We start from the raw sequence: 15,042 nt of genomic DNA, 5'->3' as shown, positions 1-15,042 counted from the left end.
TTCCGCGGTGCGGCCGTATCTGGAGTTGCTGCGGCTGGACCGGCCGGTGGGGTCCTGGTTGTTGGTGGTGCCCGGATGGACAGCCCTGGCAGCGGTCGCCGGGCCGCGTGACGGGGTCCTGCTCGGGCTGCTGCTCCTGGTGTACGGGGTGCTGTCGCGAGGGGCCGCCTGCGGGCTCAACGATGTGCTGGACGCGCGGTTCGACGCGCAGGTGCCGCGTACGGCGGGGCGGCCCGTCGCCTCCGGGCGGCTGGCGGCCCGGCGGGCGCTGGTGCTGTGCGTCGCGCTGGGGGCCGCCGCTCCGCTGGTGTTGGGGTTCTGGAGTGTGGAGGCCGTGGTGTGGGCGGCGGCCGGGGCGCCGCTGGCGGCGCTGTATCCGTACATGAAGCGGGTCACCCACTGGCCGCACGTGTGGCTGGGGATCACCATCAACTGGATGGTGCCGCTGGTGTACGTCCTGCTCACCGGAGGACTCGGGGGCGGGGGCGGGGTGCTGTACGGGGCGCTGATCTGCTGGGCCGTGGGTACGGACGTGATCTACGCCTGCCAGGACCGGGAGGCCGATGTGCGGGCCGGGGTGCGGTCGGCCGCCGTGCTGCTGGGGCGGCGGGGCAGCCGGGTGCTGGTGGGCGGTGCGTACGCGGGGTGCGTGGTGCTGCTCGCCGGGCTCGGGGTCGTGGCCGGGTTCGGGCCGTTGTACTGGCCCGGACTGTGCGTGGTCGCGGGGCAGTTGGGGTGGCAGGTACGGCGGGCCGACCCGGCGGACGCCGGAGCCTGCGGGCGGGCGTTCGCCACCAACCCGCTGTGCGGACTGCTCATCCTGCTGGCCGTGCTCGCCGGGCGGGTCGGTACGCTCGGCTGAGGGACACCGACCCTGGAGGTGCTGGCGGTGCTGGCGGGACTGCGGAGACGGATCGCGGCGGAACTCACGGCGACGATGCACGGCGGGGATCTCAAACTGGAGCGGTACGCGGGGCCGCCGGGCGATCGCGGGCTGTTCGGGACCGTGCCGGGCGATCCGGTGTGGCGGGTGCACGGGCACGCGACCGGGATGCTCACCGGCGGGTTCGCCGCGCTCATGCTCCAGTCGCTGCACCCGCTGGCCATGGCGGGGGTCGACCAGCACTCCGATTTCCGCGCCGACCCGGTCGGCAGGCTGAACGGAACCGTACGGTTCATCGCCACGACCACCTTCGGCTCCTCGACCGCCGCCCGCGACGTGATCGGTCTCGTCCGCCACATCCACACCCAGGTGCACGGCACCGCCCCCGACGGCCGCCCGTACCGCGCGGACGATCCCGACCTGCTCACCTGGGTGCACACCGCCGAGGTGCACAGCTTCCTCGCCGGTCACCAGGCCTACGCACCCCGGCCGCTCCGGCTGACCCCCGCCGAATGCGACGCCTACTACGACAAGGTCGCCCCCATGGCCGAGGCGCTGGGCGCACGGAACGTACCGCGCACCTCCCTCGACGTGGAGCACTACCTGACCCGCATACGCCCCCAACTCCGCGCCACCCCGGCCGCGTTGGACTCGGTGCTGTTCCTCCGCCGCTTCGGGCGCACACCGCGCGAGCGGCTGGTCGTGCACCTGTTGATGAACGCCTCGGTCGGGCTTCTCCCCGGCTGGGCCCGTGCCGAACTCGGCATCCGCCGCCCGGCCCTCGTCCGCGCCTGCTGGGACCGGCCCCTGGCGGCGGCCGTCGGACGCACCTTCCAGTGGGCGATCGGCCCTTCGCCGATCCAGGCCGCCGCCCGGGGGCGGCTGGCGGGAAGCTGAAGCCGGTGGTCCAGGTCGGCTTCGGCGGGAACGCCGGACCCGCCGGAGCACCCGTCCGCATAGGATGCGCTCCACGAACCGGCCGTACGGGCGAGGAGTTGGGGGACCGCAGATGTTCGGGGGCAGAAAGAAGGAGGGCGGGCCGCCGAGGATCCCGCGGAGCGTGGATCCACGACGAGCCCGCGTCCTGCCGGTTCCGGCCGAGGCGCAGGCCGACGCGCGCATGTTCATGCAGGGCGGCGACACCTTCCGGGCGCTCAAGGTGATCATCGACGCGACGGGCTACGACCTGCGCCGGGCCCGGGACATCGTGTACGCGCTGGTCTACGACATCGACGTGCCGACGGGGAGCTGAGCCGGGGCGCGACACACGCGGATCCGGCTGCCCGCCGTGCTCGCACGGCCAGGCTGTCGCTCGATCCGGCGCCCGGTCCGGGAGCAGCCGGCACCCGCCCACGTTCGGCCCTCTCCGGGCAGCGGGGGCCCTCGGCGGCTGACAGACGTGGCCATATCCGCTGAAGCCGCGGAATCCGCAACGTCAAGGAAGACCCCCAGGATGAAAGTCCGTCACAGGCTCTCCGCCATCGCGATCACCGCCGCAGTGGGTATCTGTGCCCTGAGCTCCCAGACCGCCTTCGCGCATGGGGGCGGGGACTACGGCCCCTGCCACAAGAACGACGGAGGGTGCCAGGGACCCCCTGGACCCCCTGGGCCGCCGGGACCCCAGGGACCGGCAGGACCCCCCGGACCGACGGGGCCCCCTGGACCGGCAGGCCCTCCCGGCCCGCCCGGCGTGTCCGGACCCAGCATCACGGTGAACGGCCCGTCCGTACCCGCCAACGGCGTGGCCGTGGCCACGGCCGAATGCCCGACCGGCTACACCGTGGTCAGCGGCGGATACACGTCGGACGGCCCCAACACCTACGGAGGAATCGGCGAGAAAGGCCACCCCAACGGCACCAACACGGGCTGGGTGGTCCCCACACCGCTCGACAACACTCCCGGCGCGGCGATCCACGCCTGGGCGATCTGCCTGCCGTTCGGATAGGGCCCGGGACGCAACACGGCAAGCGCGGCCCGGCCCGGCTCACGGAGTGGGCCGGGGCCATGCCTTTGCCATCCGGCGCTAGGTTTTCTGTCCACAGAGGTTGGTGACAGGGTTCACGGTGAAGTGATCTTGAACGAGTGAGGGCCTTCCGGGTTCTGTGTGGATCGCGGCATCAGCATCGAACGACCAGAGGGCCCTCATGCCCCACCGTGATGCACCGCTGACCGGGACCGGACGCCTACGCGCGGCCCGATGCGTCGTCGAGGACGGCTGGCCACTGCGCAGGGCCGCCGAACGCTTCCTGATCTCCCCGACCACGGCCAAACGGTGGACGACGCCCCTACGGCCGGTTCACCGAACATGCCGTCGGCCTCCGAACCACATCGGTATCCGCAGTGCAGGGCCCCCGAGCCCTGGGTGAATTGAAGTCGCAGATCGCGGAACGGCTGACAACTCACCGCGTGCATCGGCAAATGGTGGCGTGGGTAACCGCGTTGGGCCAACCTGTACGCATGAGAAGACCCTCGGGAAGGACGAGGCGCAGGCGGCTCCTCGTCACATTATTCACGCTGCTGGGTTGCACAGCCCTGGTCTTGGCGCTGGCGCAATTCAACTCCGAGGCCAATGGCACAGAACAACTCATGGCCTTCGCCGGCACGTTGTTCGGCCTCTTCTCTCTCGGGGCGGCCGTGTACGAGCTCCTGCCACCGGCCGCACCGCCCCGGGACGCGGGAGAGGTGGCCGACGACCTGGCGAACCAGGTGCACGCCCAGTGGATGGAAGAAGCGCATTCCCGCCGCCTCTGGGAACCACGGCTGATCCCGCTGTCCTGGGCCGCCACCGACCGGCCGGTGGCAGTGCCTCCGGACACCGTTCTCGATTCCCAGGCGCGCCGCGCGGGCCGCATCCTGCGGTTGTCCCTCGACGGCCGCCTGGAGGGTGACTTCTCCACGGCGGCGACTCGACTCGCCGAGGGCTACCGGCAGATCCCCAGCCGACGCCTCGTGGTCCTCGGGGAACCCGGCGCGGGCAAGACCGTCCTGGCCCTCATGCTGACCCTCGGCCTTCTGGAGGAACGCACCCCTCGCACCCCCGTCCCCGTGCTGCTGTCCGTCTCCTCGTGGGATCCGGTCAGTCAGTCGCTCGACGACTGGATCACCGCCACCCTGGCCACCCAGTACTACGGCGGACAGCCCCACTCCCCACGCCTTCTCCTCGGTCAGCAGATGCTGTTGCCCATCCTCGACGGGTTGGACGAGATTCCCGAAGCAGCCCGTCGCAACGCTGTCCGGGGCCTGAACGAGGCATGCCGCGACGGCCGTGGCCTCGTCCTGACCTGCCGCTCGGCCGAGTACCAGGACGTCATCGAAGGCGGCTCGCCCGCCCTGCGCCGCGCGCCCGTCGTCGAGGTGGCGCCCGTCCCCGTCGAGGACGCCGTCGCCTACCTGGATGATGCGGACTGGCCCGACGGTGTGGACTGGGAACCCGTCTACACGCACATGCGCGAGCACCCCGAAGCCGCCGTGGCCACCGCGCTGTCGACCTCCCTGATGCTCTCCCTGGCACGCACGGTCTACCAGCATGACGACACGGCCCCCTCCGAGCTCCTCGACTTCGAGAGTCGGCACGCGGTGGAGGACCACCTCGTCGACCGGCTCATCCCCGCCTCCTACGCCCTCCCGCCCGGATACCGGACCGTACGGGCGGACGGTGCCTCGCAGCAGGACGCCCATGGCCAACAGGAGGCGGCACGGGCGGAGAAGTACCTGACCTTCCTTGCCACCTACCTTCACCGGCACGGGGAGCGAGATCTCGCGTGGTGGCGCATGAGCGGCCGGATTCTTTCACGCTGGACGGGGCTGCTGGTCGGCATCGGATTCGGCCTACTGACCATGATCTCCGTCTCGGTGGCCCAAAGGATCGGAGAGGGCAACGAGAGCCTTGATGATTCGGTGGGGTTCGGAGTGTCGGTCGGCGTTCTGGTAATGCTGACTTGGTATGCGGCCCCGGATCGCGCTCCAGGTCGGATCTCATTCGCCCTGCGTGGCTCTCTGCAACGGCTGCGGGGAGGCTTCCGCATCGGTTTCGCCCTGGCATCTCTCCTGGCGATTACCTCATTCTGCGTCGCCGTGGTCATCACGATGGTCAGTCAGTCTCTTTCGGTCGAGAAATTCATCGACCTCTCCAGGGCATTGGCAACCACCACTGGAGCCGTGCTGTCATTGGGCATAGCCTTCGCCATTCACCAATGGCTCGATACAGCATCCGAAAATTCTGCTCATGCCACCCCCATGCGCTTGCTGCGCCAGGATCGCATTTCCTCCCTGGCGAGTTCAGGAGTCGCCGGATTCGTCCTGGGGGCGATCCTGGTGCCGTTGATCGTCGTTACGGAGTCTCTCGCCTACGTCACCTTTCTGGCACTGACGCACTGGTCGGGCGAGCCCCGGATCACCGACATCGCATCCCAGGCTTCGGACAAGATCGGGATGTACGAATCTCCCCTGACAGTGCTGTCGGCCACCCTGCTGCCGGGTGCCGTCTTCTCCGTACTGGTACTCATCTGCCGTTCCTGGCCAAGATTCCTCCTGCTTCGCGCAGTCCTCGCGGCCAGAGGGCTCGTGCCCTGGCGCTTCACGCGATTCCTGACCGAAGCGCATGGGAAACAACTGCTGCGCCAATCCGGTGGCACGTACCAGTTCCGCCACATCCGACTGCAGGAGCGCCTCGCCAGCCGCTCCCTGGCACGTGACAGCATGCCGGTCCCACGAGCGCGCGTCATCCGTCGACGACGCATCCAATGCGCTGTCACCGGAGTCGTCCTCGCAGCCTGTTGCCTCGTCACCTACCTCGTGGTCCCGTACGACCCCTCACGCCTGACCCTGCCCACCGGCGACGTCGCAGCGATGACCTTCAGCCCGGACGGAACCCTTGTCACTGCCCGCAAGAACGGCCTTCTGCAGCGATGGGACACAAAGACGGGAAAGAAGATCGGGGAGCACAAAGTCGACGATTCACTGATCGGATACCAGGATGAATACGGCTGGGTCGATTCCGCCATCGAGAGCCACGGAAAAGAAACTCTAATTTTCCAGGCAGCAGAGACCCAGAGGGATCCGTCATTTGTCGGACCACTACTGAAGCGCAAAATCAAATTCTGGCGAATCAAGTGGGACAACAGGAGTTCCATCGAGAAGGAATTGATCGTCGCATCGAGGCGCAACGTGCGAAAAGAGCTCACCAACCCGGAACCGGGTGACCACTTTCGCGGTATAAGCAACAGCGACGGGGGAAGCTATCCGGTTGTCCTATGGAACACGAGAGCCGGGGATTACTTCTTCGACGAAAAATACTTCGACACACCTTTCCAAGTGGGCGAGAACGGCGCAACACTCACCCCCGGCAAGGATGAAGATATCTTCACGACACAAAAAGGCAACCAGAGAAAAGAATGCAAGGTCCCCAGTACAGGCGACGTCAAAGTGATCGACCGACGTGGAAAACTGCTCGTCGGCCTTGACGGATCAAATGCCCTCGTATGGGATGAAGACTGCAAGGAAAGGGGGGTGGCCAAAGCTTATAAGTCGATCAAATCCGTTGCAGTGGATTCCGGCGGGAGCGCGCAGACACTGGCACTCTCTTTCGGCGGAATGACGCGCATCTACGATGTATCCGCGCTGAGCGGCGTCGGGTGAACCGGCCGACATGGCGCAGGGTCGGGAGCGGTCCACTGCCTGCCCCTCGGGGAGCGATCCGGTCGGGTCCTGACGGCTGCAATCACTCCTGCGCGGCCTCACCGGGTCGTCGCTGCGGTGTGGTTTTCAGACCTCGGGCATGAACCATTCGGTCGGATTCGCCCAGGCAGTCGATGCACCGGGGCGGCTGAGGGTCTGGATGTGAAGCTTGTCCGCGCGCACGCCGGCGCGCCGTAGCGGGCTTTGAGCGTCAGCACGCCCCGGCGGCGGACGCACCGGGTCATCGATGTCCAGGTAGGTCAACAGCCTCCCGAACCAGGTCTGGCACGCGGCAGGAGAATCGCGACGGACGGTCACCGGAGGACTCCGGACGAGAAGGACCTGGCCCCGGAACTTCCTCGCACAGGTGCAGGACGGAGGTCCCCGCCGGGGCAGGGGCGGGGGCCTTCTCTTGGAGACGGGTCAGGCGGCGGACGCGATCCCGGTGACGAACGCGGTCCAGGTGGCGGCCGGGAAGACGCAGACGCCCTGACCGGGGTCCTTGGAATCCCGGACAGCCATCACCCGCCCGCCCAGCCGAGCGCCCTCGACGCAGTTGCCACCCTGGTCGTTGCTGTAGCTCGACGTGAACCAGTCGGCACCGTGCAAGGTCTCAGCCGTGATGGACATGGGGTTCATAGCTCCTCGATTCCTCGGTCGGCCGCCCCCCGGTTCATCGGGATCGTCAGGCGACGGTGTCGGCGGCCTTCACCTCGGCGACGAACGCGCCCCAGGCGGCGGCCGGGAAGACGCAGACGCCCTGACCGGGGTCCTTGGAATCCCGGACAGCCATCACCCGCCCGTCCAGCCGAGCGCCCTCGACGCAGTTGCCACCCTGATTGTTGCTGTAGCTCGACTTGAACCAGTTGGCATCGACGAGCTGCTGAGTGGTCATGTGAATCAATGCTCCTTGATTGCTTCTCTGATCATGCCGAGGGATTCCTCCGGCCCCACGGCAAGAATCTGGAGGTCGTTGAACGCTTCTTCGTACAGGCCCACATCGGCACGCTTGCGAATGACCGAGGCCCCGCCCAGGTACTCCAGGTAGACGATGGACTCCGCGTCGCCAAGCCGGAACAGCGTGAAGGCACCGTTCATCCCGGGGTGCACGCCCGCCTTGAAGGGAACGACCTGCACCCGCACCGAGGGCCGCTCGGCCACCTCCGCCAGATGCTCTATCTGCGCCCGCATGACAGCCGAGGCTCCGACCCTGCGGCGGAGAACCGCCTCGTTGATGACCGCCGCAAACTTGAGCGGTACGGAGCCTCGGCGAAGCACTTCCTGCCGCGTCATCCGTACGTCGACGAGTCGGTCGATCTCGTCGGCCGAAAGCCGCTCGTGCTCGCGCTGATAGATGGCGCGTACGTACTCCTCGGTCTGGAGGAGGCCGGGGACGAACTCGCCCTCGTAGGTATGCAGGGCCGAAGCCGTGGCCTCCAGGCCCAAGTACGCCTTGAACGTGGGCGCGATGGCCAGCCGATACTCAGGCGACTGCCACCAGTCCTTCTTCGTCTTGGTGACGGCCGCGTACCCCATCAGCAGGGCGCGCTTCTCGGGGGTCGCCTTGTAGATCTCGCAGAGCGCCATCACGTCCACGGCCTCGACGACCAGGTTGTCCCCCGTCTCCAGCCTCGTCAGCTTCGACGGGCTGCAAAGCAGCGTGCGGACGACCTGGGTCGAGGTGAGGCCGGCGTCGTGCCGGAGCTGTCGAAGTTCACGTCCCAACTGAAGACGGCAGAGTGCGGGCGTCGCCGACTCCACATCCGTAATCATCTTCTGCCTCCCAGGACTTGTTACCCAGTGTGACGGAGAATGTTCGGTTGCCGCAAGGAGTGTTCTGCGCCGACGCAGAACACTCCGCCCGGGGGCGCGAACGCGCCGGAGAGGCGCAGAAATTCGCGCAAGAATCTGCACGCAGAATTCCTCTGCGACAGCTCCACATTACCGTCCGCACTGCCACGATTACCAAATGTTGCGGAAATGGGCTCTTCGGTCACCTTGTCCCTCACCCCGGGCAACTGCCTTATCGAGACAGCTGTGTTGACGATCGGGGAGGGCCCTCCCCGGAGGCACGTACTCTTTCCGGGAACCGATTCCGGACCGCTGTGTGCCGCGTACGGCCGACGCCAAGTTCTCCGCGCACGGCGAAACATGGCGAGGTGCGCGAACGTGTGGGGTCGAGGAACACTCATCGGTGACCGGTACGTGCTGGACGGGCGGCTGGGCCGGGGCGCCATGGGGGAGGTATGGCGCGCCGAGGACCAGGTGCTCCACCGCAAGGTCGCCGTGAAGATGCTGCATCCCTCGGGACTCGAGGACAACTCCTTCCTCCCGCGCTTCCGGAGGGAGGCCAAGATCCTCGCCGCCATTCACCACCCGGGGGTGGTCGGCGTCCACGACTACGGCGAGCAGGTGTTTCCGGGGAGCGGCGGGCCCGACGGCACGGCGGCGCATGCCGCGTACATCGTCATGGAGCTCGTCGAGGGGAAGACCCTGGAGGAGGTCCGCGCGGAGTACGGACTCCTTCCGGCCGCCCGGGTGTTCGACCTCGCCGCCCAGGCACTCGACGCGCTGCACACCGTGCACCGGCTCGGCATCGTGCACCGTGACATCAAGCCGTCGAACATGATGCTGCGCGGGGACGGCCGGGTCGCGGTGACCGATTTCGGTATCGCCCGTGCCGAGACCGACACCGGGCTGACCAGCCGGAACGCGGTCATCGGCACATCGCGCTACATGGCCCCCGAGCAGTCCCGGGGCCTGCCCGTGATCCCGGCGTCCGACCTCTACTCCATCGGCGTGGTCTGCTACGAACTACTCACCGGGGAACCGCCGTTCAAGGGCGGCTCGCCGGTCGAGGTCGCCCTCAAGCACATCGAGGAGCCAGTTCCGGACCTTCCCCGCGACGCCTCGGCGGCGACCAGGGAATTCATCGCGAAGGCACTCGCCAAGGACCCCGAGGACCGTTTCGTCAATGCCGCCGTGATGGCCGCCGCCGCCCGCCGGGTGGCCTCCGGCGGTGCAGCGGCCCCGGACCGGGACGCCACCCCCGAAGTACGCGGACGGCCGTCCGGCACGCGGAACGACGCGCGGCCCGATGCCGGGTCCGATCCCGGATCCGATGCGCGGCCCGGTCCACGATCCGACACGCGGTCCGATGCGCGGCCCGGCCGCCGCAGCCGCCCCAGCAGGCGGCGGGTGTTCGTCCTGGCCGCGCTGTCCGTCCCCGCGGTTATCGCCGCGGCCGTGTATCTCGTACCGGAACTCACCGGCTCCGACTTCAAGTCCGACTCCATGCGGTCCATCGACCCCGGCACCGACTCCGCCGCTGCGGCCGCGAGCAAGCTGGGTCCGGGCTGGGTGGACCGCGGCGTCATCCAGGACAAGGAATTCCCGTCGACGAACACTTTCTGGATGGCCGACATCGACGGCGACGGCAAGGAGGATTTCCTCTCGGTCGACAAGGACCAGAACGTGCGGCTCTACCGGAACCACGGCCCCTCGGGCGCGGACTGGAACCCTCTCACCCTGGAGAAGACCTCCTACGAGCCCCGCGACGGCGCCGCCGGCAACACGCTCCGCTTCGCCGACATCGACGGCGACGGCCACGCGGACTGCGTGGACGTCTCCCTGGACGGCCGGATGTCCATCCGCACCTGGAAGAGCGGACTCCCGGACACCTCCGGCATGTGCATGACCCCCCACACCGGCACTTTCGAAGTGCGCTCGCAGGGATCCGCCGGCACGCTGCCGTCCATCGACCCCAGGACCCGCATCCGGCTCGCGGACGTCACCGGAGGCGGACGGGACGACTACCTGCTGATCAAGCCGGACGGCGAGACGACGGCCTGGTACAACAAGGACTTCGTCCCCCAGGACGACCAGGAGCGGCTGGACTGGGAAGTGCCCGCGAAGATCAGCGATGCCCTGTCGGACACCGGGACGGTCCAGGAGATCCGGTACGCGGACCTCAACGGGGACGCGCGCGCCGATCGCATCCTGGTCACCGCCAAGGGCGGCGCCTTCGCCTGGCTCAACGAAGGCGGCAGGGGGGCGGGCGGGGCGTACCGACGGATCGGCAGGATCGCGGAGGACGCGGAAGTACCGCCGAAGGACGTGCAGTTCGCCGATGTCGACGGGGACGGCAGGGCCGATTTCCTCCGTATCGGCTGGACCGGCGTCACCCATGCCTGGCTCAACAGGCTCAAGCCGGACGACTTCCGCTCCTGACCCTCCCGCCCCGACGCGCGACCACCCGACCCGAGGGGGAACGCCCCGCCGCCACCAGAGGTGTTCTGCTCCGGCGCAGAACACGCCGCCCCGGCACCCGAACGTGCCGGAGCGGCACGGACATTCACGCGGAAACCTGCTCGCAGAAAACCGCCGCAAGGGCTCCTGGCTGCCCCCGATGCTGCGACGATTACCAAAGGTTGCCAAATCGGACGCATGCGACAGCACCGTCCGTGCTGCACGTCCGCCTGCCGTCCTCCTCCCCCCCTGCCCAGGACCCGAGCCAGGAGCCCCCACATGACGCACCCCTCCCCCGAGCACCCGCCCCTGGACGTCGAGACCGCGCTGCGGTCCGCCGACGAGGCCCTCGCCCTCCGGCTCGGCACCGTCACCCGCGAGGAGATCGACGTCCGGACCGCCGAACTGTGCGGACGTGTCGGCCTCTTCGCCGACGAGGTGCTCGACCGCGCGGTGACACCCGCGGCGCGCTCCGTACGGTGGGAGGTCGACCGGCTCCTCGCCTCCACGCCCAGGGACGGCGCACTCGTCTTCGCGGCCTACCAGCATCTGCACGACCTCGCCCGGATGCTGCGCCGCCTGGCCGGCTCCGTCGCCGGGCAGGGTTCCGAGCCGGTCGCCCCGGTCGGTCCGGTCGCCCCGGTCGCTCCGGCCGAGGACGGGGTGACGGCGTGAGCATCGACGTACGGCCTTGGGAGTACGCCACGTTCGCACCCGCGGGGCACATCTGCCCGGCCTGTCTGGAGCCGGTCCGGCCGTTCGACCGCTGCCTCCGGGGCGGGCTCCCCCGCCAGGACGGAGGGCCGGTCACGCTCTACCGGCACATCGACTGCGGCAACCCGGAGAGCCCGCCGGTCCGGCGGAGCAGCTGACCGTACGCCTGGACGCGCCCCTGCCCCCGGGAGCGCGTCGGGGTGCTCGTCCCTCGTACCCCTCCCCCAACCGATTCCACCCGCCGGGAGCCCCCGTGAACACTCCGACGCCCCTCGATCAGGCCCGGCCGCACATGGCCGCGCTCGCCGACACGCTGACCCGTGCCGGTGCCGTCCGGACGCCCGCTTGGTCTCAGGCGTTCAGCAGTGTGCCGCGCCATCTGTTCGTGCCCCGCTGGTTCGAGCAGGAACGGGACGAGCGGGGCATCTGCGTGTGGCGCGAGCGCGGCGGCGGGGCGGGCGCCGACGGCCTCGCCGCCGCCTACCGCGACGAGACGCTGGTGACCGGCCTCGATCCGGACACCGCCGAGCGGGTCGACGACACCGCGTGGACCGGCATCCCGACCTCGTCCAGCACCCTGCCCAGCCTGATGGCCGGAATGCTCGAGGACCTCGGTGTCGGGGACGGTCACCGCGTACTCGAGATCGGTACCGGCACCGGCTACAACGCCGCGCTGCTCTGCCACCGGCTCGGGGAACGGCTGGTGTGCTCCGTCGACATCGACCCCGCCCTCGTCGGCACCGCGCGGGACCGGCTGGCGGAGGCGGGCTTCGCGCCACGGCTCGTCCCGGGCGACGGGATCCGGGGCAACCTCACCGGCGACCGGTTCGACCGGATCATCGCGACCTGTTCCGTCCCGGCCGTACCCGCCGCCTGGATCGGGCAGAGCAGGCCCGGCACCATCCTGGTCACCGACATCGCCCTCGGCGTCGAGGGCGGGCTCGTCCGCCTGGAGGTCGACGAACAGGGGCGCGCGCTCGGCCACTTCACGTCGACGGGCGGCCGCTTCATGCCCGCGCGCACCGACGCCCGCACGTATGCGGCGCCGCGACGGCCGAGGCCCGCCCCGGCCGCTGGCGTCCGGCCGTCGCAGGTCACCGCCGCGGACGTACGCGCGCACTACGCCTTCCGCCTGGTCCTGGCGTTCCATCTGCCGGGGGCCGAGATCGTCCACCACCTGGACGACTCCGGGACCATGGCGCTCCAGGTGCAGGGCCGGGACGGCTCGTGGGCGCGTACGCCACTCGTGGGCGAGGGCACGGACACCGTCGTCCACGGCGGCGACCCCGGGCTCTGGTCCCGGGTCGAGGACGCGTGGCGCTGGTGGAACGGTGCGGGCCGCCCCTCCCACGAAAGGTTCGGCTACGCCCGCGAGGCGGACGGCACCGCGCGCGTCTGGCACATCCCCGACGGGACCCGGTGGAACGTCACGTGACGGGCTTCCCCACGTCCGTACCGGCCGCGCCGCCTCCCGTACGGTCCGCGCCGTCTCCGGTACGGTCCGCGCCTTCTCCCGTACGGTCCATCTCCCGCCACTCCCGGCGCAGTCCGGCCAGGTTCGTGGTGAGGAAGTACGCGATCCCGCAGGTCAGCAGCACCGGCGTGAGACCCGCGGCGGCGACCGCGGCCCCGGCGAGCAGGCCACCGAGCGGGATTCCGGCCCAGGCGAGCGAGTCACCGAGGGCGTTGACCCGGCCCAGCATGCGGCGCGGGACCCGTTCGAAGAGGACGGCGCCCAGTACGGGGTTGATGAACCCGGCGCCGAACCCGCTCACCGCGAAGACCGCCAGCACCATCCCCAGCGGGGCATCGGCGGCGAGGACCAGGAACCTCGGCGCCCCGGCCAGCAGGAACCCGGCCAGCACCACCGTCCGGCGGCGCAGCCGGTGCGCGACCGTCGCGGCGATCAGGCTCCCGGCCACCGCCGCCGCGCCCATCGCACTGCCCATGAGACCGATCGCGGCCGGTCCGCTGCCGGACTCCCTGACCCAGACGGGGATGAGCACCGAACCGATCGCCGCGTCGAGCAGGTTGGTGATCCCGACCATGACGATGACGGTGAGCAGCAGCGGCTCGCCCCGGAGGAAGGTGAAGCCCTCGCCGAACCGTTTCCAGTAACCGGGTTCCGCTTCCGCCCCGCCGTTCCGCCCCGGCGGGTCTTCCGCCGCCGCGCGCCCCATGCCGCGCGGCAGCACCAGTGCGACGACCGCCGATCCGCTGACGAGGCAGACCGCGTTGACGACCAGCCCCGTCAACGGGCCGACCAGCGCGACCAGGGCACCACCGGCCGCCGGGCCGATGGTGGAGGCGAGCCGCTCGACCACGCCGGACAGGCCGGTGGCCCGTTCCAGGGGCACCGCGGCACGGTCGGCGGCCTCCGGCACCATGACCTCCTTGGCGAGGTCGCCCGGACCGCGCGCGGCGCCGATGACCGCGACCAGGGCCAGCAGCAGCGGGAACGTCAGCAGGTGCAGGACGTGGAGCAGCGGGACCAGGGCGGCGGCGGTCGCGCTCGCCAGGTCGGTGGTCCAGGAGACGGCCCGGGGGCCCGCCCGGTCCACCACCGGTCCGGTGAACGCCTTGACCAGGACGTAGGGCGCCATCTCGCAGAAGACGACCAGACCGGTCCGGGTGGCGCTGCCCGTCGTGACGAGCACGAACCAGGGCAGGGCCACGAGCGAGATCCGGGTGCCGGTCAGCGACAGGGCCATGGCCGTCAGCACTCCGGCCAGGGGCCGTAAGGACCGCCCTGCGGGTATGCGGGCGGCCTCGGCCTCCGTCGCGCCGTCCCCGCCCGCCGTCACGACTCCTCCGGATCGGGCAGGAGATAGGTGATGACCTCGACCCGCCCGGCGCCCTCGGGGGCGGTCGCCGCCGCTTCCGGGACGTCCCGGCGGTAGCGGCCGACCACGTCCCACAACTCCTGGCGCAGGGCGGCGGCTTCCTCCGGGGTGAGCAGCAGGCCCACGTCGCTCATGTCGAACGTGTTCTGCCAGGCGGGGGCCATCGTCTGGAGCTCGCCCAGGGTCCGCTGGAGCTGAAGGGTGTGCAGGGCGGCGACCGACTGGAGGTACGCCAGGACGGCCTCGGGCTCCTCGACGGCCAGCTCCCGGCCCCGCAGCTCCGTCGTCCGGTGGACCGAGCGCCACCAGCGCTCCCGCGCGTTGCCGCGCTCGGTGTCCTCCTCGACGAATCCGGCCGCGCCGAGCTGGCGCAGGTGGTAGCTGGCGGTGCCGGAGTTCACCCCCAGCCGCTCCGCGAGCCGGGTGGCAGTCGACGGACCGTGCTTCCGCAACAGCCCCACCAGCCGGACCCGCACCGGGTGCGCCAGGGCGCGCAGTCCCTTGGCGTCCAGAACAACCGATTCCGCTTCTACGGCGGGCCCGTCCGGGCCCTCCCACGCATCTGCCATGCCGCACACCCTAGACCGCAAAGAATTCTTCGCAAAGACTTGTCCGCAAAGAGTTCTTCGCGAAGGATTCTTTGTGATCTGGTGCGTGCGCCCGGCCCGCCCCCGATCC

15 protein-coding genes and 1 pseudogene are annotated in these 15,042 nt (G+C 69.8%); 10 read left to right on the top strand and 6 right to left on the bottom strand.

Translation table 11 applies throughout. The features are described 5' to 3' along the window. Positions 1-7 precede the first annotated feature (7 nt). From ACFCV8_RS07685 to ACFCV8_RS07660, 6 genes and pseudogenes are all read left to right on the top strand, one after another. Entirely contained in the window at positions 8-862 is an 855-nt protein-coding gene (locus ACFCV8_RS07685) for a 4-hydroxybenzoate octaprenyltransferase (RefSeq protein ID WP_376684362.1), read from the top strand. A 27-nt stretch (positions 863-889) separates the two neighbouring features. Continuing rightward, complete coding sequence (locus ACFCV8_RS07680; RefSeq protein ID WP_376684361.1) at positions 890-1,780, top strand: oxygenase MpaB family protein; 891 nt, start codon at positions 890-892, stop codon at positions 1,778-1,780. A 163-nt stretch (positions 1,781-1,943) separates the two neighbouring features. Further along, complete coding sequence (locus ACFCV8_RS07675) at positions 1,944-2,135, top strand: hypothetical protein (protein ID WP_376684360.1); 192 nt, start codon at positions 1,944-1,946, stop codon at positions 2,133-2,135. Positions 2,136-2,573: 438 nt separating this feature from the next. Continuing rightward, a complete protein-coding gene (locus ACFCV8_RS07670) occupies positions 2,574-2,828 on the top strand; it encodes a hypothetical protein (protein WP_376684359.1) in 255 nt (84 codons plus the stop codon). A gap of 199 nt (positions 2,829-3,027) precedes the next feature. Further along, positions 3,028-3,174, top strand: a pseudogene (locus ACFCV8_RS07665) (IS481 family transposase); the annotation flags it as partial. A gap of 166 nt (positions 3,175-3,340) precedes the next feature. After that, positions 3,341-6,520, top strand: coding sequence for an NACHT domain-containing protein (locus ACFCV8_RS07660; RefSeq protein ID WP_376684358.1), 3,180 nt, complete (start codon positions 3,341-3,343; stop codon positions 6,518-6,520). A gap of 126 nt (positions 6,521-6,646) precedes the next feature. Here the strand turns inward: ACFCV8_RS07660 and ACFCV8_RS07655 are convergent, their stop codons facing one another. The 4 genes from ACFCV8_RS07655 to ACFCV8_RS07640 all read right to left on the bottom strand — a co-directional run bounded on the left by ACFCV8_RS07655 (position 6,647) and on the right by ACFCV8_RS07640 (position 8,332). After that, positions 6,647-6,823: a hypothetical protein gene (locus ACFCV8_RS07655; RefSeq protein ID WP_376684357.1), complete on the bottom strand. Its 177-nt coding sequence runs from the start codon at positions 6,821-6,823 to the stop codon at positions 6,647-6,649. Between the two features lie 159 nt (positions 6,824-6,982). After that, a complete protein-coding gene (locus ACFCV8_RS07650) occupies positions 6,983-7,189 on the bottom strand; it encodes a DUF397 domain-containing protein (RefSeq protein WP_376684356.1) in 207 nt (68 codons plus the stop codon). 55 nt (positions 7,190-7,244) lie between these two features. Beyond that, positions 7,245-7,454 (bottom strand): DUF397 domain-containing protein, encoded by a 210-nt coding sequence (locus ACFCV8_RS07645; RefSeq protein WP_376684355.1) that lies wholly within the window; start codon positions 7,452-7,454, stop codon positions 7,245-7,247. 5 nt (positions 7,455-7,459) lie between these two features. Next, a complete protein-coding gene (locus ACFCV8_RS07640; protein WP_376684354.1) occupies positions 7,460-8,332 on the bottom strand; it encodes a helix-turn-helix domain-containing protein in 873 nt (290 codons plus the stop codon). Between the two features lie 396 nt (positions 8,333-8,728). Between ACFCV8_RS07640 and ACFCV8_RS07635 the strand changes: the two genes are divergently transcribed. The 4 genes from ACFCV8_RS07635 (at position 8,729) to ACFCV8_RS07620 (ending at position 12,956) form a co-directional block, all read left to right on the top strand. Continuing rightward, positions 8,729-10,789 (top strand): protein kinase, encoded by a 2,061-nt coding sequence (locus ACFCV8_RS07635; protein WP_376684353.1) that lies wholly within the window; start codon positions 8,729-8,731, stop codon positions 10,787-10,789. 297 nt (positions 10,790-11,086) lie between these two features. Beyond that, positions 11,087-11,482: a hypothetical protein gene (locus tag ACFCV8_RS07630; RefSeq protein WP_376684352.1), complete on the top strand. Its 396-nt coding sequence runs from the start codon at positions 11,087-11,089 to the stop codon at positions 11,480-11,482. Beyond that, positions 11,479-11,679 (top strand): hypothetical protein, encoded by a 201-nt coding sequence (locus ACFCV8_RS07625; protein ID WP_376684351.1) that lies wholly within the window; start codon positions 11,479-11,481, stop codon positions 11,677-11,679. The genes ACFCV8_RS07630 and ACFCV8_RS07625 overlap by 4 nt, the downstream gene beginning before the upstream one ends. Before the next feature lie 95 nt (positions 11,680-11,774). Further along, entirely contained in the window at positions 11,775-12,956 is a 1,182-nt protein-coding gene (locus ACFCV8_RS07620; RefSeq protein ID WP_376684350.1) for a methyltransferase domain-containing protein, read from the top strand. Here the strand turns inward: ACFCV8_RS07620 and ACFCV8_RS07615 are convergent. Next, positions 12,949-14,325, bottom strand: coding sequence for an MFS transporter (locus ACFCV8_RS07615; RefSeq protein ID WP_376684349.1), 1,377 nt, complete (start codon positions 14,323-14,325; stop codon positions 12,949-12,951). The two genes, ACFCV8_RS07620 and ACFCV8_RS07615, sit on opposite strands and share 8 nt — an antisense overlap. After that, complete coding sequence (locus ACFCV8_RS07610; RefSeq protein ID WP_376684348.1) at positions 14,322-14,933, bottom strand: ArsR/SmtB family transcription factor; 612 nt, start codon at positions 14,931-14,933, stop codon at positions 14,322-14,324. Before ACFCV8_RS07610 ends, ACFCV8_RS07615 begins: the two co-directional genes overlap by 4 nt. Positions 14,934-15,042 lie beyond the last annotated feature (109 nt).

Source organism: Streptomyces sp. NPDC056347 (assembly GCF_042262625.1).
GTDB lineage: Bacteria > Actinomycetota > Actinomycetes > Streptomycetales > Streptomycetaceae > Streptomyces.
This window is presented reverse-complemented; position numbering and strand designations above follow the sequence as displayed.

Excerpts from the sequence above, each read along its gene's own strand:
- ACFCV8_RS07660 (WP_376684358.1), top strand. The coding sequence starts at position 3,341 with ATGAGAAGACCCTCGGGAAGGACGAGGCGCAGGCGGCTCCTCGTCACA.
- ACFCV8_RS07650 (WP_376684356.1), bottom strand. The coding sequence starts at position 7,189 with ATGTCCATCACGGCTGAGACCTTGCACGGTGCCGACTGGTTCACGTCG.
- ACFCV8_RS07645 (WP_376684355.1), bottom strand. The coding sequence starts at position 7,454 with ATGACCACTCAGCAGCTCGTCGATGCCAACTGGTTCAAGTCGAGCTAC.
- ACFCV8_RS07640 (WP_376684354.1), bottom strand. The coding sequence starts at position 8,332 with ATGATTACGGATGTGGAGTCGGCGACGCCCGCACTCTGCCGTCTTCAG.
- ACFCV8_RS07630 (WP_376684352.1), top strand. The coding sequence starts at position 11,087 with ATGACGCACCCCTCCCCCGAGCACCCGCCCCTGGACGTCGAGACCGCG.
- ACFCV8_RS07610 (WP_376684348.1), bottom strand. The coding sequence starts at position 14,933 with ATGGCAGATGCGTGGGAGGGCCCGGACGGGCCCGCCGTAGAAGCGGAA.